The following is a 17,568-nucleotide window of genomic DNA, read 5'->3' on the forward strand; positions in this document are numbered from 1 at the left end:
CGCCTGTGAAGAAGACCGCATGCGCCATGCCCATGTTCTTTTCGAGGTAACTATGAGCTATGTTCTCGCCATTGACGTCGGGACGAGTTTTACCGCGGCAGCCATTTACAAGGAGGGGCAAGGCACCAACCTTGCCCCCGAGATACTCCCGTTGGGTTTGCACGGCAGCGCAGTGCCCTCGGTGCTCTACTACGCCGACGACGGCAGGGTACTGGTGGGCGAAGCCGCCGAGCGCCGGGGCCTGGACGATCCCCAGCGGATGGTCCGGGAATTCAAGAGACGCATTGGAGACTCCGTCCCGATCGCCGTCGGGGAAGCATGGATGGCGCCCGAGGACGTCTATGCCACGATGGCCCGTTGGGTGGTGGACAAGGCCCGGGAACGCGAAGGCGGTCCGGCGGATTCAGTAATCATGACGCACCCGGCTGCATGGGGCCAGCACCGGACATCCACGGTCCTTGCAGCCCTGAATATAGCCGGACTTCCGGAAGTCACGCTGATCAGCGAACCGGAAGCCGCAGCACTCCATTACGCGTCCCAGACCCGTGTGGAGGATGGCAGCACCATTGCCGTCTACGACCTCGGCGGTGGCACGTTCGACACCGCTGTGCTCCGCAAGGCAGGAGCAGGACGCTTTGAACTACTGGGCCATCCCGATGGCATTGAAACCCTTGGCGGCGCCGATTTCGACGCCGCTGTTTTGCGTCACGTGGTGGCCCACTTGGGCGAAGCCGTCACGGGCCTGGCGCCCGAGGACCCTGCAACGCTCGCCGCACTCTCACGCTTACGCCGTGAGTGCCGGGAAGCCAAGGAAGCGCTGTCCCTGGACAGCGAAGCAAGCATCTCTGTCTCCCTCCCGGGAACCCAGCAGTCGGTCCGCCTGGTCCGCGCCGAGTTTGAGGCGATGATCGAACCGCACATCCGCGACACCCTGGACGCCTTGGAACGCAGCTTGGCTGAGGTCCGGTTGCAGCCGGAGGACTTGAGCGTGGTGCTGCTCATTGGCGGTTCGTCCCGAGTGCCGCTGGTTGCCGAACTGATCTCGGTTGAACTGGAGCGGCCCATCGCCGTGGACGCCGATCCCAAAGCCTCCATTTGCCTCGGTGCCGCGCTTTCGCTGAAGGGCACACCCGACGCCGAAGCCGCTGCGCTTGCCGCTGGGTCTGTGGCCCCCGCCCAGGAGCAACGCGAGGTGCCGCTGGAAACCGTGCCGCGCCCCGACGTCGTGCGTGGACGCCCGGCGCTGGCTGCGCTGAAAGCCGCGGCAGCGGACGGGACCAAGGCAGGCCGGCATGCTCCGCGTTCGCGCGTCCGCATGGCCGCGGCTGCCGCGGCGGCCGCCACCGTCCTGACCGTGTTGACCGCGACGGCGGCGCAGAGCCCGGACGTGCAGGCACTCTTCGGCTCACAGGCCGCGGACGTGATGCGCGACGGCGGTGCCCAGGCAAGCGGCGCTCAGCCCGCCGGTGCGCAAGGCGGAGCCCAAGCGAAGGGACAGGCCAACGGCGGCGGGGCCGTTCCTCCTGCCGCCAAGGCCGGAACAGGACTGGACGCAAGCGCCAAGGGCGCCGCTGCCAGAACGTCCGCGGGCACCGGGCAGGGCGCAAAGAAGTCCACCACCGGCCAAAGTACCGGCAGCGCCGGAACGGGCAGCGGCACTGCGGCCGGCGCGACCACCGGCAACGCAGGCGGAACCACGACGCCGGGGACCACAGCCCCGGGCAGCGGCACGGGAACTGCCACTCCGGGGACGTCAACGCCGTCGTCGCCCCCTGCCTCGGAACCGGGTGGTGCAGCCAGTGGTCCAACCCCGACCACCCCACCGACCCAGCCGCCCGTGACGGACCCGACCCAGCCTCCTGTGACGGATCCGACCCAACCTCCTGTCACGGACCCGACGCAACCTCCTGTCACGGATCCGACGCAGCCGCCCGAGCCGGACCCCGTGGTGCCTTCGCCCGAACCTACAATCCAAGCGCCGGAACCTCCTCCGGTAACGCAGGACCCAGTGCCAACGGAACCGGCGACGGAGCCGTCCGTGGCGCCCGTTCCACCTGAAACGAGCCCGAGCCAAGAACCCGCACCGGCCCCGGAGGTGTAGGCATGAGGGGTCAGGGAAACGCGGAAGCACCCTCGGAAGACAAGTCCCACCCGGCGGATGCCACGCTGCCGTCGGCCGGGACCACGCTGCCGGCTGATGCCACGCTGCCGTCGGACCGGACCACGCTGACGGCTGCGGCGACCTCGTCGGAGTCGACCGCCTTGCCGGGCGGGACCGCGGCGGTACGGGAGTTGCTGCTGGCGTTGTCGGCGGGATTCACCCTGCCTTCGCCGCTTCCGGACAACCTTGCCGGACGCAGCGATCTTCCCGGGATCATTGATGCGGCGACCGATGCACAGCTGCTGATGCCTGACGGATCTGTAGTGGGCACGGTGCAGCATGCCCTGCTCACCAGCACTCCAGTCCCAACCATCCACGCCCTGCAACGGGAATTGGTGGATAAGTTGGCTGCAGAGGGCCGGCCCCTGGGGGAGTTGGCCCGTGATCTGGCCAGGGGCGGGCTGCAGGACCATCGCGTGGCAGCCGAGCTGGAGGAAGCCGCGGACAACGCGCTGGAGACCGAGCCCGCCTTGGCCGCAGCTCTTTACGCTGAGTCGGTGCTGGCCGGTGCGAAGGAAATGCCGAAAGCGGCCTGCCGGGCCCAGGCCGCAGCGGGCATCGGTGACCTGGACTCCGCCGGCCGTTTGATCGACCGGCTGCTCGCGCTGCCGGAACCGCCGGACGTCCGGCGGGGAGTGGACGTTGCCGCCTCGGTGTGGGCCCAGCGGGGCATGATGTCCCGAAGTGCCGATACCTACGCGTGGCTGGGGCCTGCGAAGACGGCTGCCTCGGCGCCCCTGGCAGCAATTGCCATGATCGGTTCCGGAGACGCTGCCGGAGCGGAGGCCATGGTGGCCGACTGCGGCTCCCGCCGGTCCCCGACCCACTTGGCGGTGGCGTTGTCCCTGGCAAGCGACGGCCTGCGCCAGACCCTGGGCCAAACGCCGCACTTGGGGTTGCCGTCCTTGATCAGGGCCTCGGACATGATGAACGCCGCTGGCACAGCCATTCCCCTCCCGGAGGCACCGGCAGTGCTGGCGGCCTTGTGCGCCCTGCACAGCGGAGAGACCGCGGTGGCCGCTTCCGTGCTCAAGGCAGCAGTGGCCGCCGGTCAGGGCGGAGACGCGATGCGGCCCCGACTGTACCTGTTGCAGGCCTGGTGTGCCATGCAGCAGGACAACACGGACGATGCCCGCCTGGCCATCAATGAAGCGAACAAAGCCAATCACTGGGCCTTGGCGCCCCGGGAGGAATTCCTCCTGGCGGCCCTTGAACTGGGTTTGGCGCGCCGCGGCGGAGAAGTCCACGAGCTGGTTCTGGCATGGGACAGGGCGCGGGAAGCCATGATGCACGTCTCCGTTGACCTGTACAGCCTCCTGCCGTGGGGCGAGGTGCTTGTTACCGCTGCACGTTTGCGGGAATCACATCGGGTTTCGCATTACTTGCACGGGGCCTGGGACTTGCTGGAGCGGCTCGGGAATCCGCCGCTGTGGTCGGTCCCTCTGCACTGGGCAGCCGTCCAGGCTGCGTTGCTGAGCGAGAGTCCGGCGGACCTTGCACCACATGCAGCGGCCTTGGTCAGGGCTTCGGAGCATAGCCACTTCGCGGGTGTGCTTGCCGCCGGAGGCAAGGCCTGGGTATCGGTCCTGGCAGGCAGGTTCGCTGCGGCCGACGTCGAAACGGCCGCCCGTGGGTTGGCCGCCGTCGGAATGCCGTGGGAAGGGGCGCGCCTGGCCGGGCATGCGGCCGCGCGTGCCGATGAACGCCGGGACATGGTCAAGCTTCTGGCCTGTGCCCGGGACATTCACCCGCAGGGTGGCCACGCTCCCGCGGAGACACATGAGGAATCTCCCGCCTCCACCGCGCCGGCGCCGGAGCCGAACGGTTTGAGTGCCCGCGAAATCGAGGTGGCAAGACTCATGTTGGAGGGAAAAACCTACCGCGAGATCGGTGAGGCCATCTACATTTCGCCCCGCACCGCCGAACACCACGTGGCCAGGATGCGGCGCCGGTTAGGGGCCGAAAACCGCTCTGAGCTGCTGGTTCGCTTGCGGATCGCGCTGGGTGAGGGGCACCCGCCCGGGGAGTGAACCCCTGTGCCCCTAACGGAGCCCGGCCGAAATCCCCTAATGGTGGGGTGCCGGATAGGGGGACCGGACCCGATGCCCCGGGCATCCCCCCGGCCATACGTTGAATGCAAGCCCGGCAAAGGCGCCGGGCGTTTTCCATCACCACAGAATTTGAGGGAGCGTTCCAATGCCAACACTCGCACAACAGCTCGTACAGTTCCTGATGAGCCTGTTCAACAACCCCGACGCAGCCGATGAGTTCGTCCGCAACCCCGAGGCTGCGTTGTCAGCCGCAGGGCTGCGGGACGTTTCCTGCGCTGATGTGGATGCCGCCCGGCCCGTAGTCCTGGACTACGCACCCATCAACGCCCGTGCCTCCTTCGACCGTGAGTACAACACCGGCGGCAACCACGCCTCCACCGGTGGCGGCGGCGAGCACCACGCTCCCGGCGGCGGTGGCAACACCGGCGGTTGGGGCGGCCGCGACGATGATCACGACGGCGGACACGGCGGCGGCGGTGGCGGCGGCTGGGGTGGCCACGATGATGACGACCACGACGGCGGACACGGCGGCGGCGGTGGCGGCGGCTGGGGTGGCCACGATGATGACGACCACGACGGCGGACACGGCGGTGGCGGCGGACACAACGGCGGCGACTGGGACGATCACGCCCATGCAGTCCAGCAGTTGGTCCACGTGGTGAACAACTACTCCTACACCACCAACATCGACGACCGCGACACCATCACGGACCAGTCCGTGAACCAGAACATCTGGGCCGACGGCGACGTTACCCAGCTGTTCAACCAGGACGCAGTCATCGCATCGGGTGACGGAGCCATTGCCGCCGGCGACGACGTCGAGAACTCGGGCAACACCACAACCACCACGACCACCACCACAACCACCAACAACACCGACGACCACTCGCTGAACATCACCAACGGCTCGGGCGAAGTGAACGTCGGCAACACCGAGCTGGATGTGGAGATCGAGGATTCGTTCAACGACAACTCGGATCATTCGGTGACGAAGGACTCCTACAACACGGACAACTCCACGCACACGGACGATTCGTACAACACGGACGATTCCTACAACACCGACCTGGACGTGGATGTGGAGATCGAGGACTCCTTCAACACGGACAACTCCACGCACACGGACAATTCGAACAATTCGGTCAACGTCACCGACTCGTTCAACGAGACGGACAACTCCACAGAACTCGAAGTGGGAGACGTGGACGTGGAGGTCATCAACGACTCCATCGTGGTCCAGGACAACGAGCTGGAAGTTAACAACTCCACGGAGTACGACGTGGAAGACGTCCAGCTCAACTACGATTCCACGGTGATCCAGGACAACGAGGTCGAACTCGAGTACACCAACGTTGAAGACAACACGGTCATTGCCGACAACGAACTCGACGTCGAGGTCGAATACAACGACATCGACGACTCGCTGGTCGTAGCCAAGAACGATGTGGAAATCGACTAATACCGGGAGCCAACCGGTTTAGAGGCCAGCAAGGAAAGGCCCCGGCAGTGCCCGGCAGGCGGGAAACCACCTGCCGGGCACTTTCGCCGGACATTCAAATACTTGAGGTCGCAAACAAAGGATCAGCTGTGACGGAAACCGAACGCATGGCCACGTTGGTGGAACAGGGCATGGAATTGGTGGGGGCAGGGGAGAGGAACGACCTTCGACGCCGGCTGGAGCAGACCCGGCGTCGTTTGCTTGACCCCAGCGTCCGCGTGATCGTGGTGGGCGAGTTCAAGCAAGGCAAGAGCCAGCTCATCAATGCCTTGGTTAACGCCCCGGTTTGTCCGGTGGACGATGACGTCGCCACCTCCGTGCCCACCGTGGTGAAGCACGGGGACGCGCCATCGGCCTCGGTGTTGGTGGCCAAGGGCCCCCAAGCACCGGAACAGGACCCTGCCACCCAAGCTGCCCCTGCCGGAAGTGACCAGCTGGAACGCCGGCCGGTCAACATCAACGAGCTTGCGGCCTACGTATCGGAAGCCGGAAACCCCGGAAACGCCAAGAACCTTGCGGCAGCCGAAGTCGCGCTGCCCCGCCAACTCCTCGCAGGCGGACTGACTTTGGTGGATTCCCCCGGTGTAGGCGGCCTCGGTTCCAGCCACACGCTCACCACCCTCACCGCCTTGCCGTCGGCACACGCAGTGCTCTTCGTCTCCGACGCCTCCCAGGAATACACCGAACCCGAAATCCGGTTCCTCCGCCAGGCCATGCGCGTCAGCCCGAACGTCCTCGCAGCGCTCACCAAGACCGACCTGTACCCCAGTTGGCGGCAGATCGAGGCGCTCGACCGGCAGCACTTGTCCGACGTAGGGCCCGGAATTCCCCTGTTCCCCGTGTCCTCGGAGCTCAGGCTGCAGGCTGCGCGCCTGAAGGACAAGGAGCTCAACGACGAGTCGGGCTTCCCGGCGCTCATCACGTCGCTCCGCAACGACGTGGTCGGCAAAGCCGCCACGCTTCGGCGTCGTTCTGTGGCGCAGGACCTGCTGACCGTCACCGAACACCTCAGGCTCTCCCTCCAATCCGAACTGTCAGCCCTGGAGAACCCTGAAGGCACCCCGCAAATGATTGCCGACCTGCAGGCCGCCAAACAGGAAGCCGACGCGCTCAGGAAACGCTCCTCCCGCTGGCAGACCACCCTCAACGACGGAATCGGCGACCTCATAGCGGACATGGAGTACGACCTCAGGGACAGGCTCCGCCGCATCCAACGCGAAGCAGAGATTGCCATCGACCAAGGCGACCCGGGTCCGGCGTGGGATCAGTTCACCGTCTGGCTGGAGCAAAGCACGGCTGCCGCCATCTCAGATACCTTTATTTGGACCAGCGAGCGCTCCCAGTGGCTCGCCCTCCAGGTAGCCGAACACTTTTCCGAGGAAGTGGTCGCGCTGCCCCTGACCAACGTCGCCGATACGGGCGGCGTGCTCGATCCGGTCGGCGAAATGCCCACCATGGAAGACGGGCGCCTGGGACCGCTCCAGAAACTCCTCATCGGCATGCGCGGCTCGTATGGCGGGGTGCTGATGTTCGGCCTGCTAACGGGCATCTTCGGCATGGCCCTGATCAACCCGCTGTCCGTCGGGGCAGGGCTCATGCTCGGCAGGAAGGCCTACCGCGAGGAGAAGGAAGCACGGCTCAAACGGCGCCAGGCCGAAGCGAAAACGCTGGTCCGGAAGCAAATCGACGACATCGTCTTCCAAGTGGGAAAGCAGCTGAAAGACCGCTTAAGGATGGTGCAGCGCGAAACCCGGGACCACTTCACCGAGATCGCCGACGAACACCACCGTTCCCTCACCGATTCCGTGGCCGCCGCGCAAAAGGCCGCCGCCACCTACGCGGTGGAACGCGACCTGCGCATGAAGGAGATCCGGACCCAGCTCAAGACCGTGGACGCCCTGCACCAGGCAGCAACGCAGCTGCAAGGAACCGCCGCCGACGCCAGGACCCCGGCACCGGAGAAGCGGCGTGCCGCACCGGAACAGCAGCAGGCTTCCCAAGCCACCGCGGTGCGGGCCGGATGAATGGTCAGGTGGTAGCCGAAGCCGCAGTGCTGCTGCAACAGGCCCGGCAGATGTACGACGGCGACGCCCCGGCGCTCGCGGTCATCGACGACTTGGCGGAACGCCTGGACGGGCCGCTGCGCATCGCGGTGGCCGGCATGGTGAAGGCCGGGAAGTCCACGTTGCTCAACGCAGTCATCGGCGAGGAGATCGCACCCACCGACGCCGGTGAATGCACACGCATAGTTACTTGGTACCGGTACGGAGCAACACCCCGTGTGACGCTCCACCCCCTTGCGGGCGAGCCCCGCACCTTGCCGGTCACCAGGGAAGACGGCCGGCTGGTCTTTCAATTGGGGGACATCCAGGCGGAAGATGTTGACCGCCTGGTGGTTGACTGGCCGGCCGCCAGCCTCAGGGACCTCACCCTGATAGATACTCCCGGCATTGCCTCCCTCTCCCAGGACGTCTCCGGACGGTCAACGGCCTTCCTCCTTCCGGAGAACGCGCCGTCGTCTGCCGATGCCGTCATTTACTTGATGAGGCACCTGCACGCCTCGGACGTGCGTTTCCTCGAGTCCTTCAAGGACAACGCTGCCGGGAAGTCCGGGACCGTCAACGCCTTGGCCGTGCTCTCGCGAGCGGACGAGATCGGAGCGGGCCGGATCGACTCCCTGATCTCGGCCGCTGTGATCGCCGACCGCTACAGCCGGGACCAGAACCTCAAGCCCTTGGCCCTGGGCGTCGTCCCGGTGGCTGGCCTCCTGGCTCAAAGCTCCAGGACCATGCGCCAAACCGACTTTGAGGTGATGGTTGCCTTGGCCGGAATGGACAAGGCCCAACGCGACAAGACCCTGCTGTCCGCGGACCGTTTTGTCCGTTCACCGGAGCCCGCCGGTGTGGAACAAGGCGCCAAGGCTTCCCTGGTTGCGCGGTTTGGGTTGTTCGGGATCCGGCTCGGGGTGGCGCTGATCAATGGCGGCATCGGCGATCCCACCAACCTGGCCCACGAGCTTGCCCGGCGCAGCGGTTTGGGCCAACTCCTTCAAACGGTCGCCGCGCTCTTCCAGACGCGGGCCGAGGCACTCAAGGCCAGGGCCGCCGTCGTGGGTTTGGAAGCTTTGCTCCGCACTGCCGGGACGGCCGGCGCAGCAGTGGGCGAGGATGCCGCCCGGCTGCTCACGGCCATGGAACGGTTGCAAGCGGGCGCACACGAATTCCGGGAACTGAAGCTGCTGGCAAAGCTGAGGACCGAAGGCGCGGGCCTCACTCCGGAGCTCGCCACCGAAGCCGAACGGCTGGTGGGTGGCCGCGGGACCCTGCCGGCTCACCGGCTGGGAGTCGCGCAGGACGCGGACGACGACGCCATCAGCGAAGCTGCGCGGGCGAGCCTGAACCGTTGGCGGCTGATCGCCGAGAACCCGCTCACCGAGCCGTCAGCCCTGGATGCTTGCCGCGTGGTGATCCGCAGCTGCGAAGGGATGCTGGCGGCTATTCCGGCTGCTGCTCCCGCCCGCTCCTGAGCCACGCTGTTGTGGCGGGGAGGAAGAGCAGGATCAGTCCGGCCGCGGCCAAAATGTACTGGGCGGCCAGCAGCACGGTGGCCAGGACACCGTCGGAACCCGGCGCAACGACGAAGTCCGAGATGATCACGGTGACCACGGCGTGAAGCAGGACCAAGGGTGCCAACGCCCACCGTGCCCAGCTCCTGCGCTTGAAAATAATCGCCAGGAGGACTGCCTCCATTGCGATCACCAGCGCCAGCATGCCCAGGCTTCCCAGGAAAACGACGGCGGTGGCGCCCTCCAGTGACTCAGCGTCACCAGCCGGGACCATGCCTTCGATGACGCCCTTGAGCCGTTCAAAATGGGCGTTCCTGCCGAGGAAATCCGTCACGATCAACGCTGCTCCGGCAACGAAGCTTGCCACCCACAAGGAGCGCGACACCTTGGCCGGACCAGGTGCCTCCGTAGCAACGGCTATCGGCGGTGGTGCGGAAAGCGTTACACCGGGACGTGGCGGAGGCGCTGGTGTGGCCATATTACCTACTTCAGCTCGTCGGTATCATGGGGGTCCGGCTCGCCATGCTTGGCCTCACCGGTAGCAAAACCTTTGCCCTTGGGTCCGCCCGTTCCCTCCGGGCCCTTGGAATCCTTGAGCTTTCGCTCCTTGGCGTCGAGCTCGGCCTTGAGCTTCTTCAGCCGTTCTTCTTCTGCCTGGTTCCGCCGGCGGAGTTCGAGGTTGCGGAGGAACTCGGGATCGTCGTCAGGGGCCGTGGGGTAGCGGCGGACGGGTTGTGCCGAAGGCTTGCCGTAGGGGCGGCCGAAGATAAACCAGAGGATGGCGCCAAGCACAGGCAAGACGATCATGACCACGATCCAGGCCGGTTTGGAAATCCCGCGGGTGGCGTGGCGGTCCGTGCGGATGACATCCACAAGGGCGTACACGAAGACAACAAGGACGACGACGACGCCAACAACCCGGAGCATGCACCAAGTCTAGTCGCCCGGAGCGGTTCGCTGGATCCCCTCCAAAGGCTGTGATCAGAGTGCAATGAATCGGACGGCTAAACTTGGAGGGTGGCTTTCCTGAAGTATTCCCTGATCCGTTTGGCGCTGTTCGTGCCTCTGTTCGTCCTTTTCCTGTTTTTGGGGACCGGAGTGTTCCTGGCAGTGATCTTTGCCGGGCTGATCGCCTTCGCCATCAGCTACCTGTTCTTCCAGAAGCAGCGTGACGAGGCCACGGCTGCCATGCGTGAACGTTTGTCCGGGCGTGCCAAGCCCATGCGCACTGCGGGCGAAGTGGACGATGCCGCTGCCGAGGACGGCCTGGTGGAGCAGAACCCGGACGTATCCATCAACACGGACAAGCGGCCCAACGCCTAAATCCGGGTGAGGATCAGTCCGAGCGAGAACAGCAGGCTGTAGCCGAGGTTGATCAGGCCGGTCTGCTTGAGCACCGGGATGAGGCTCTTGCGCTTCTTGCCGTTGATCATGAGCCACGCCGGCATGAGGCAAGCGGGGATCAGCAACAGCACAATCAGCATCCACGGCTTGGTGGGCGCCAGCACGATGACCAGCAGGATTGCCACACCGAGCATCAGCACGTAGCTTTCCCGGGCGTGGCGGTCACCCAGCCGGACGGCCAGGGTGCGCTTGCCGGCGGCGGTGTCCGTGGGAATGTCCCGGACATTGTTGGCCATCAGCAGGGCGCACGCAATAAGGCCGGTTCCGATCGCACCTACGACGGCGGCGAGGCTCACCTGCCCTGCCTGGGTGTAGGTGGTGCCGAGCGTAGCCACAAGCCCGAAGAACACGAAGACGAACACATCGCCCAGGCCCATGTAGCCGTAGGGGTTCTTGCCCCCGGTGTAGCCCCAGGCGGCCAGGACGCAGCCGATGCCCACCAGGATGAGCCACCACGCCTGGGTGATGATCACGAGGATCAAACCGCACAGCATGGCCAGCCCGAACAGCCCGAACGCGGCCCACTTCACCTGCTCAGGCTTGGCAACGCCGGAACCTACCAGGCGCAGCGGCCCCACGCGTTCCTCGTCGGTGCCGCGAATGCCGTCGGAGTAGTCGTTGGCGTAGTTCACGCCGACTTGGAGCAGCAGCGCCACAAGTGCGGCGAGGATGGCGTTCGGCAGCTTGAATGCCTGGAGTTCAAACGCCGCCGCGGAGCCGATCAGGACCGGCGCGATCGCCGCGGGCAGTGTTCGGAGCCTGGCTCCTTGAATCCATTGTGCAGCTGTCGCCACGTGCAGTACCTCGTGTGTTTCGCTTTGATCTTCGGTTGGGACGAATCTGTCCTATTGTCCCTGATGCAGCCGGTTGAGCTGTTCGGTCATGGCCAGCCGGTCCGGTTTCCCGTTCGGCAGCATGAGCAGTTCCTTCTCCACCAGCACTGTTTTGGGGGCCAGGACTCCCAGGGCCGCCTCGCGGCGGCCGGTGAAGCCCTTGATGCCGGCCGGCGTCGGATCCGCCATGGCCACATACGCTGCCACCGCCTGGCCCCACTCACGCGAGGGGACGCCGGCCACGAAAGCGGCCGTGACGCCGTCGAGCTCTTCCAGCTTGCTTTGGATGTACGCGGCGGAGGCCTTGACGCCTCCAGTGATGATGACGTCGTCGGCGCGGCCCAGCACGGTGAGCTTGCCGTCGTCGGAGAGTTCGCCGAGATCGCCGGTGACGTACCAGCGGACGCCGTCCTCTTCGAAGAACGCGTCCTTTGCGGGAGAGTTGCCGTCAAGGTAGCCGGCCGCCACCGTTTCGCCGCCCAGCAGGATGCGCCCTTCAAGTTCGCCGGTGCCGATCCGGACCTCGACGCCGTCCAGGGGCTCGCCGTCGTACACGCACCCGCCGCACGTCTCGGCGGAGCCGTAGGTGGTGACCACCTTCAAGCCCTCACTGTGGGCGGTCGCGAGCAGCTCGGCGGAAGCGGGGGCGCCGCCCAGCAGGATGGCGTTGAAACGGCGCAGCGCGGCCAGGGTTTCAGGGGCGGGGGAGTCGAGCAGGCGCTGCAGCTGCGTGGGCACCAACGATGTGAAGCGGACCTTGTCCGTCAGCTCCTGCGCGGCCGCCGTGAACGCCTCCGGGGTGAAGCCGTTGGACAGGTCCATCACCCACGGCCTGGTGCCCGCATACAGCGAACGCACCAGCACCTGCACCCCGGCAACATACTGGAGCGGAAGTGCCAGCAGCCACTGGCCCTCGGCACGCAATGTGATGGCCGTGCCCACGGACGACGCCGCGAGTGCATCAATCGTGAGGACGGTCGCCTTGGGTGTCCCGGTGGAGCCCGAGGTGCGGACCACCACGGCAGCGTCCTCGACGCCGGTTTCCACGGGGACCGCGTTCGGCCGGCCGTCCGCGTCCGTGACGATTTCGACGGCGGGGCCCTCGCCATGGAGGGCAGCGGACAGGGCCTTCAGGATGGGATCGATGTCCATGCCGGTCCTAGAAGTAGTAGGGGAAGTTGGACCAGTCCGGGTCGCGTTTCTGCAGGAAGGCTTCCTTGCCCTCCACAGCTTCATCCGTCATGTAGGCCAGGCGGGTGGCTTCCCCGGCGAAGACCTGCTGGCCGGCCAGCCCGTCGTCGGCCAGGTTGAACGCGAACTTGAGCATGCGGATGGCCTGCGGGGACTGGCGGGCGATGTCCGCAGCGTACTCCAGGGCCACTTCTTCCAGCCGTTCGTGGTCCACCGCCTCGTTGACCGCGCCCATGCGCACCATGTCCTCGGCGGAGTACTCGCGGGCCAGGAAGAAGATCTCGCGCGCGGCTTTCTGGCCGATCTGGCGGGCCAGCAGCGCTGAGCCGTATCCGGCGTCGAAACTTCCTACCGTGGCGTCCGTCTGCTTGAACTTGCCGTGCTGGCGGGAGGCGATGGTGAGGTCGCTGACCACGTGGAGGGAGTGGCCGCCGCCGGCCGCCCAACCGTTGACGACGGCGATGACTACCTTGGGCATGGTGCGCATGAGGCGCTGGACCTCAAGGATGTGGAGCCGGCCGGCGCGGGCGGGGTCAATGCCTTCTTGCGTTTCACCTTCTGCATAGCGGTAACCGTCCCGGCCGCGGATCCGCTGGTCCCCGCCGGAACAGAACGAGTGTCCGCCGTCCTTGGGGGAGGGGCCGTTGCCGGTGAGCAGCACGGTTGCCACGTCGGGGGTCATGCGGGCGTGGTCCATGGCCCGGTACAGCTCATCCACGGTGCCCGGGCGGAACGCGTTGCGGACTTCGGGCCTGTTGAAGGCGATCCGGACGGTGGGGAGGTCCCTGATTCCGTCAGCCGTGCGCTCAACCTGCCGGTGGTACGTCATGTCCTTGAAGTCGTCGAAGCCGGAAACGGTGCGCCAGCGTGAGGGGTCAAAGACGTCGGAAACCTTGGCAGGGAGATCGTTGTTCACAGTCCGAGTCTAGTAACGCTCCTCAGCTGATGCAGAACTCGTTGCCCTCGGGGTCGGCCATGGTGTGCCACTCGTGCGGCCCCTGGCTGGCGGTCCACAGATGGGTGGCACCGCGCGCTTCCAGTTCCTTGCGGACCACGTCCTTGTCCCGGCCGTCCAGGCGCACGTCCCAGTGCACCCGGTTCTTGACGCTCTTCGGGTTCGGGTCCGTCTGGAAGAGGATGCGCCGGCCGGTCTTGGGATCCTTGTCCTCGGCCGGAACGATCGCGCAGCCTTCGGCCCACACCAGCTTGCCGTTGTGCGTGATGGTTTGGTCCTCGGTTGCATAGCCCTGCTGGATCATGGACCGGATGAAGTCCTCGTCCTGAGGCTCCACCGTCCATTCGAGGGTCTCGGCCCACCAATCGGCGAGCTCGTGCGGGTTCTTGCAGTCCACTACCACCTGGATGTTGAGTGTCATGTGCTCCAAGCTAACCCCGCTGCGGGTGGCCGGGTAGGGCTTTGCGGTCACCTTCCGTCCGGGTTCCCCCAACTGGGTCGCATTTGTGCGCGTTTTCAGGGCTCAAAACGTGCACAAATGCGACCCAGTTGGGGGTTTTTGGGGGTGGGGTCAGTTGGTGAGGAGTTCCGCGGGGATGGCGTAGATCAGCACCACGGCGAGGAGGTTCTTGGTCGCGTGCACGAAGTAGGCGAACATGAGGTTCTTGCCCGTCCAGACGTAGACGCCCACCAAGACCACGGCCATGCCAAGGTAGGGCGCCAGCGCAGACAACTCCAGGCCCTCGCGTCCGATCGTGTGGATCGACGCGAACACCACGGTGGAGATGGCGCAGCACACCCAGATGTTGACGTACTTGGACAGTTTCCCGATCAACAAATGCCTGAAGAGGTATTCCTCGACGAACGGCCCCACCAGCACCAGCAACGGAACCATCAGCCAGGCGGGCACCTGCTGCAGCAGGCCTTGGATCCCCAGTTGGTTCTCGGAACTCTGCGCGGTTCCCAGCGCGGCCACCAGGAGCGCAGTCAGGATCAGCATTGCCACCACTGCCAAGGGCACCATGCCCAGCGTGAACCACGGCCGCGTGCCCAGGATTTTGAGGTCGCGGCCGGCCACCCGCCAGGCAGAGGCTACGGCGAAAAGCCCGACGGCGGCATAGAAGACCGCGTTGACCGCGTAGGACGCTGTGGCCGGCTCGGGAAACAGCTGAAGCATCAGCCGCTCGACGGACGCACCGAAGAAGGTGAAGTACAGGGTAAAGCCCACGTATGCGGCAACGGCGGCAGCATCCAGGGCATTGAACCTGTAGAGCCTTGTCTGCGTGGAAATTGTGCCCATATGAACAGCCTAGCTTTGCCGCCCGCAACCGGGGGCCGCTACAATTTTCGGTATGCCTAACTTTCCGTTTCGGCTCGCCAAAGTTGTCCGCCGTTTCGTTGCTTTCCTGGCCTCCATTGCCGTGGTGCTGGGGCTCTCGGCCTGCGGTGGCAACTCCACCGCGAGCAACTCAGACAAGCCCGTTGTGCTCACCACCTTCACGGTCCTTGCAGACATTGCAAAGAACGTCGCCGGAGACAAACTGCAGGTGGAATCCATCACCAAGGCAGGCGCGGAAATCCACGGCTACGAGCCCACGCCCGGGGACATCCGCAAGGCGGCGCAAGCGGACCTCATCCTGGATAACGGGTTGAACCTCGAGGCCTGGTTCGCGCAGTTCGTCGAAGGCCTGGACGTTCCCCACGCCGTGGTCAGCGAGGGCGTGAAAGTCATGGATATTGGCGAAGACAGCTACCGCGGCAAGCCCAACCCGCATGCCTGGATGTCGCCGGACAACGTCCAGATCTACGCGAACAACATGGCCAAGGCCTTTGCCGGCCTGGCTCCGGAGCATGCCTCCGAATTCGAAGCCAACGCCAAGGCCTACAACTCCCGGCTGCAGGAAGTGAAGGACGAGATGGTGTCCAAGCTGTCCGTCCTGCCGGAAAACCACCGGGCACTGGTCACCTGCGAAGGGGCGTTCTCCTACCTGGCCCGGGACGCCGGCCTCAAAGAGGTCTACATCTGGGCCGTAAACGCTGAACAGCAAGCCACGCCGCAGCAAATCGCCCGGGCAATCGGGTTCGTCAAGGACAACCAGGTGCCCGCAGTCTTCTGCGAATCAACCGTGTCCGATGCACCCATGCAGCAAGTGGTGGGAGCCACCGGAGCGAAGTTCGGCGGAGTGCTGTACGTAGATTCACTGTCTGAAGCGGACGGCCCCGTACCCACGTACCTGGACCTGATCCGGCACGACGCCAAAATCATCACCGAGGCCCTCACAGGAGGAACGGCATGAGCACCCCGGCCATTGCTGTTGAAAACGTCACCGTCCACTACGGCGAGGTGCTCGCCCTGGACTCGGCATCGCTGACCCTGGAACGCTCCCGCATTTGCGGCCTGGTGGGCATGAACGGTTCGGGAAAGTCCACGCTGTTCAAGACCATCATGGGCATGGTCAAGCCGGACACCGGGCGGGTCCTGGTCAACGGCCACCCGCCGGCAAAGATCCGCAAAGAGGCGGGCATCGGTTACGTTCCACAAAGCGAAGAAGTGGACTGGGCCTTCCCGTTGTCCGTCCGCGACGTAGTGATGATGGGCCGCTACGGGCATCTGGGTTTCACGCGCCGGCCCCGCAAAGCCGACCGCGACGCCGTCGAGCACGCCTTGGAACGCGTGGAACTGGCTGACTTTGCCGACCGCCAAATCGGGCAGCTGTCCGGCGGGCAGAAGAAACGCGCCTTCGTGGCCCGGGGCATTGCCCAGGACGCCACCATGATGCTTCTCGATGAACCGTTCGCCGGGGTGGACAAACGCTCCGAGGCCACCATCACCCGGCTGCTCAAGGAACTGGCCGCCGATGGCGCCACCATCCTGGTCTCCACCCACGATCTCCATGCGCTCCCGCAACTCTGCGACGAAGCAGTCCTCCTCATGCGCAAAGTGCTGATGCACGGAAGCCCGGACGTGGTGCTGCAACCGGAAAACCTGGCCATGGCTTTCGGCCTCGACGTCATGAACAGGGGCTGAGATGGAATTCCTGCTCGAACCCCTCAGCTACGACTTCATGGTCCGTGCCCTCGCCACCACGGCCATCGCCGCAGTGGTGTGCGCCGTACTCAGCTGCTGGCTGGTCCTCATCGGTTGGTCCCTCATGGGTGACGCCGTGTCCCATGCGGTGCTTCCCGGCGTCGTGCTGGCCTACATCGTAGGTGCGCCGTTCGCGCTGGGCGCTTTGGTGTTCGCGCTCTTGGCGGTGACCCTCATCGGCGTTGTGCGGAACACCAGCAGGGTCAAGGAGGATGCGGCGATCGGGATCGTCTTCACATCACTCTTTGCCTTTGGCCTGGTGCTGATTTCCGTGACGCCCAGCCAAACCGATTTGAACCACATCATCTTCGGCAACCTGCTGGGAGTTAGCGTCGCGGACCTGATCCAAGTGGTCATTCTCGGGGCCGTCGCCTTCGCTATTTTGATCCTCAAGAGGCGGGACCTGACGCTCTACGCCTTCGACCCCACGCACGCCCACGCAATCGGTCTCTCGCCACGCTTGCTGGGAGCCCTCCTGCTGGGACTGCTCGCCCTGACCTCTGTGGTTGCGTTGCAGACAGTCGGCGTCGTCCTGGTCGTGGCGATGCTCATTATTCCCGGTTCCACGGCCTACCTGCTGACGGACCGGTTCAACCGGATGCTGGTCATTGCCCCCGTGATCTCCGTGGTGTGCTCCGTGGCGGGCATCTACCTGAGCTACTACCTGGACACCGCCTCGGGCGCCATGGTGGTGGTCACCCAGGGTGCGGTGTTCGCCGTCGTGTACTTGTTCAGCCCGCGGCAGGGGCTCATCGGAACCCGGCTGGCGAAGGCCCGGCGGAAGCGGGCGCTGGCGGTCTAGGCCCTTGACGCGCCCGCTTC

Annotated in this window: 16 protein-coding genes; 9 read left to right on the plus strand and 7 right to left on the minus strand. The window is 65.4% G+C overall.

Annotated features, from left to right (window positions below):
- The first annotated feature begins 52 nt into the window (after positions 1–52).
- From HMI59_RS04780 to HMI59_RS04800, 5 genes are all read left to right on the plus strand, one after another.
- Positions 53–2,101, plus strand: coding sequence for an Hsp70 family protein (locus HMI59_RS04780; RefSeq protein ID WP_193593675.1), 2,049 nt, complete (start codon positions 53–55; stop codon positions 2,099–2,101).
- 2 nt (positions 2,102–2,103) lie between these two features.
- Entirely contained in the window at positions 2,104–4,191 is a 2,088-nt protein-coding gene (locus tag HMI59_RS04785; protein ID WP_193592983.1) for a LuxR C-terminal-related transcriptional regulator, read from the plus strand.
- A gap of 166 nt (positions 4,192–4,357) precedes the next feature.
- Entirely contained in the window at positions 4,358–5,671 is a 1,314-nt protein-coding gene (locus tag HMI59_RS04790; protein WP_193592984.1) for an IniB N-terminal domain-containing protein, read from the plus strand.
- Between the two features lie 146 nt (positions 5,672–5,817).
- Entirely contained in the window at positions 5,818–7,734 is a 1,917-nt protein-coding gene (locus HMI59_RS04795) for a dynamin family protein (RefSeq protein WP_193593676.1), read from the plus strand.
- Positions 7,731–9,236, plus strand: coding sequence for a dynamin family protein (locus tag HMI59_RS04800; protein WP_193592985.1), 1,506 nt, complete (start codon positions 7,731–7,733; stop codon positions 9,234–9,236). The genes HMI59_RS04795 and HMI59_RS04800 overlap by 4 nt, the downstream gene beginning before the upstream one ends.
- Here HMI59_RS04800 and HMI59_RS04805 read toward each other — a convergent pair.
- The gene (locus HMI59_RS04805; protein ID WP_193592986.1) at positions 9,205–9,753 is read right to left on the minus strand and encodes a hypothetical protein; all 549 of its coding nucleotides are present in this window, start codon (positions 9,751–9,753) and stop codon (positions 9,205–9,207) included. The two genes, HMI59_RS04800 and HMI59_RS04805, sit on opposite strands and share 32 nt — an antisense overlap.
- A gap of 5 nt (positions 9,754–9,758) precedes the next feature.
- On the minus strand, positions 9,759–10,202 hold the full coding sequence (locus HMI59_RS04810) for a PLD nuclease N-terminal domain-containing protein (protein WP_021473844.1): 444 nt from the start codon (positions 10,200–10,202) through the stop codon (positions 9,759–9,761).
- Positions 10,203–10,292: 90 nt separating this feature from the next.
- On the opposite strand from HMI59_RS04810, the gene HMI59_RS04815 reads away from it, so the two are divergent.
- Positions 10,293–10,598 (plus strand): DUF4229 domain-containing protein, encoded by a 306-nt coding sequence (locus HMI59_RS04815; protein ID WP_166186662.1) that lies wholly within the window; start codon positions 10,293–10,295, stop codon positions 10,596–10,598.
- Here the strand turns inward: HMI59_RS04815 and HMI59_RS04820 are convergent.
- The 5 genes from HMI59_RS04820 to HMI59_RS04840 all read right to left on the minus strand — a co-directional run bounded on the left by HMI59_RS04820 (position 10,595) and on the right by HMI59_RS04840 (position 14,958).
- Positions 10,595–11,473, minus strand: a complete 879-nt coding sequence (locus HMI59_RS04820; protein WP_166186661.1) for a 1,4-dihydroxy-2-naphthoate polyprenyltransferase — start codon at positions 11,471–11,473, stop codon at positions 10,595–10,597. The two genes, HMI59_RS04815 and HMI59_RS04820, sit on opposite strands and share 4 nt — an antisense overlap.
- 51 nt (positions 11,474–11,524) lie before the next feature.
- Positions 11,525–12,664: an AMP-binding protein gene (locus HMI59_RS04825; protein ID WP_193592987.1), complete on the minus strand. Its 1,140-nt coding sequence runs from the start codon at positions 12,662–12,664 to the stop codon at positions 11,525–11,527.
- Between the two features lie 7 nt (positions 12,665–12,671).
- Positions 12,672–13,619, minus strand: coding sequence for a 1,4-dihydroxy-2-naphthoyl-CoA synthase (locus tag HMI59_RS04830; RefSeq protein ID WP_193592988.1), 948 nt, complete (start codon positions 13,617–13,619; stop codon positions 12,672–12,674).
- A gap of 22 nt (positions 13,620–13,641) precedes the next feature.
- Positions 13,642–14,079, minus strand: a complete 438-nt coding sequence (locus tag HMI59_RS04835) for a VOC family protein (protein ID WP_193592989.1) — start codon at positions 14,077–14,079, stop codon at positions 13,642–13,644.
- Between the two features lie 150 nt (positions 14,080–14,229).
- On the minus strand, positions 14,230–14,958 hold the full coding sequence (locus HMI59_RS04840; protein ID WP_021473850.1) for a CPBP family intramembrane glutamic endopeptidase: 729 nt from the start codon (positions 14,956–14,958) through the stop codon (positions 14,230–14,232).
- A 52-nt stretch (positions 14,959–15,010) separates the two neighbouring features.
- On the opposite strand from HMI59_RS04840, the gene HMI59_RS04845 reads away from it, so the two are divergent.
- The 3 genes from HMI59_RS04845 to HMI59_RS04855 are packed head-to-tail and all read left to right on the plus strand — an operon-like array spanning position 15,011 to position 17,548.
- Positions 15,011–15,955 carry a metal ABC transporter substrate-binding protein gene (locus tag HMI59_RS04845; RefSeq protein ID WP_069695888.1) on the plus strand — a complete coding sequence of 315 codons (945 nt, stop codon included), beginning with the start codon at positions 15,011–15,013 and terminating at the stop codon, positions 15,953–15,955.
- Positions 15,952–16,686, plus strand: coding sequence for a metal ABC transporter ATP-binding protein (locus HMI59_RS04850; RefSeq protein ID WP_166186657.1), 735 nt, complete (start codon positions 15,952–15,954; stop codon positions 16,684–16,686). The genes HMI59_RS04845 and HMI59_RS04850 overlap by 4 nt, the downstream gene beginning before the upstream one ends.
- Position 16,687: 1 nt before the next feature.
- Positions 16,688–17,548, plus strand: a complete 861-nt coding sequence (locus HMI59_RS04855; RefSeq protein WP_193592990.1) for a metal ABC transporter permease — start codon at positions 16,688–16,690, stop codon at positions 17,546–17,548.
- Positions 17,549–17,568 lie beyond the last annotated feature (20 nt).

The organism is Paenarthrobacter sp. YJN-5 (assembly GCF_015040095.1).
GTDB classification, from domain to species: domain Bacteria; phylum Actinomycetota; class Actinomycetes; order Actinomycetales; family Micrococcaceae; genus Arthrobacter; species Arthrobacter ureafaciens.

Coding starts and splice junctions, on each gene's coding strand:
- HMI59_RS04780 (WP_193593675.1), top strand. CDS start 53: ATGAGCTATGTTCTCGCCATTGACGTCGGGACGAGTTTTACCGCGGCA.
- HMI59_RS04785 (WP_193592983.1), top strand. CDS start 2,104: ATGAGGGGTCAGGGAAACGCGGAAGCACCCTCGGAAGACAAGTCCCAC.
- HMI59_RS04790 (WP_193592984.1), top strand. CDS start 4,358: ATGCCAACACTCGCACAACAGCTCGTACAGTTCCTGATGAGCCTGTTC.
- HMI59_RS04795 (WP_193593676.1), top strand. CDS start 5,818: ATGGCCACGTTGGTGGAACAGGGCATGGAATTGGTGGGGGCAGGGGAG.
- HMI59_RS04800 (WP_193592985.1), top strand. CDS start 7,731: ATGAATGGTCAGGTGGTAGCCGAAGCCGCAGTGCTGCTGCAACAGGCC.
- HMI59_RS04805 (WP_193592986.1), bottom strand. CDS start 9,753: ATGGCCACACCAGCGCCTCCGCCACGTCCCGGTGTAACGCTTTCCGCA.
- HMI59_RS04810 (WP_021473844.1), bottom strand. CDS start 10,202: ATGCTCCGGGTTGTTGGCGTCGTCGTCGTCCTTGTTGTCTTCGTGTAC.
- HMI59_RS04825 (WP_193592987.1), bottom strand. CDS start 12,664: ATGGACATCGATCCCATCCTGAAGGCCCTGTCCGCTGCCCTCCATGGC.
- HMI59_RS04835 (WP_193592989.1), bottom strand. CDS start 14,079: ATGACACTCAACATCCAGGTGGTAGTGGACTGCAAGAACCCGCACGAG.
- HMI59_RS04840 (WP_021473850.1), bottom strand. CDS start 14,958: ATGGGCACAATTTCCACGCAGACAAGGCTCTACAGGTTCAATGCCCTG.
- HMI59_RS04845 (WP_069695888.1), top strand. CDS start 15,011: ATGCCTAACTTTCCGTTTCGGCTCGCCAAAGTTGTCCGCCGTTTCGTT.
- HMI59_RS04850 (WP_166186657.1), top strand. CDS start 15,952: ATGAGCACCCCGGCCATTGCTGTTGAAAACGTCACCGTCCACTACGGC.
- HMI59_RS04855 (WP_193592990.1), top strand. CDS start 16,688: ATGGAATTCCTGCTCGAACCCCTCAGCTACGACTTCATGGTCCGTGCC.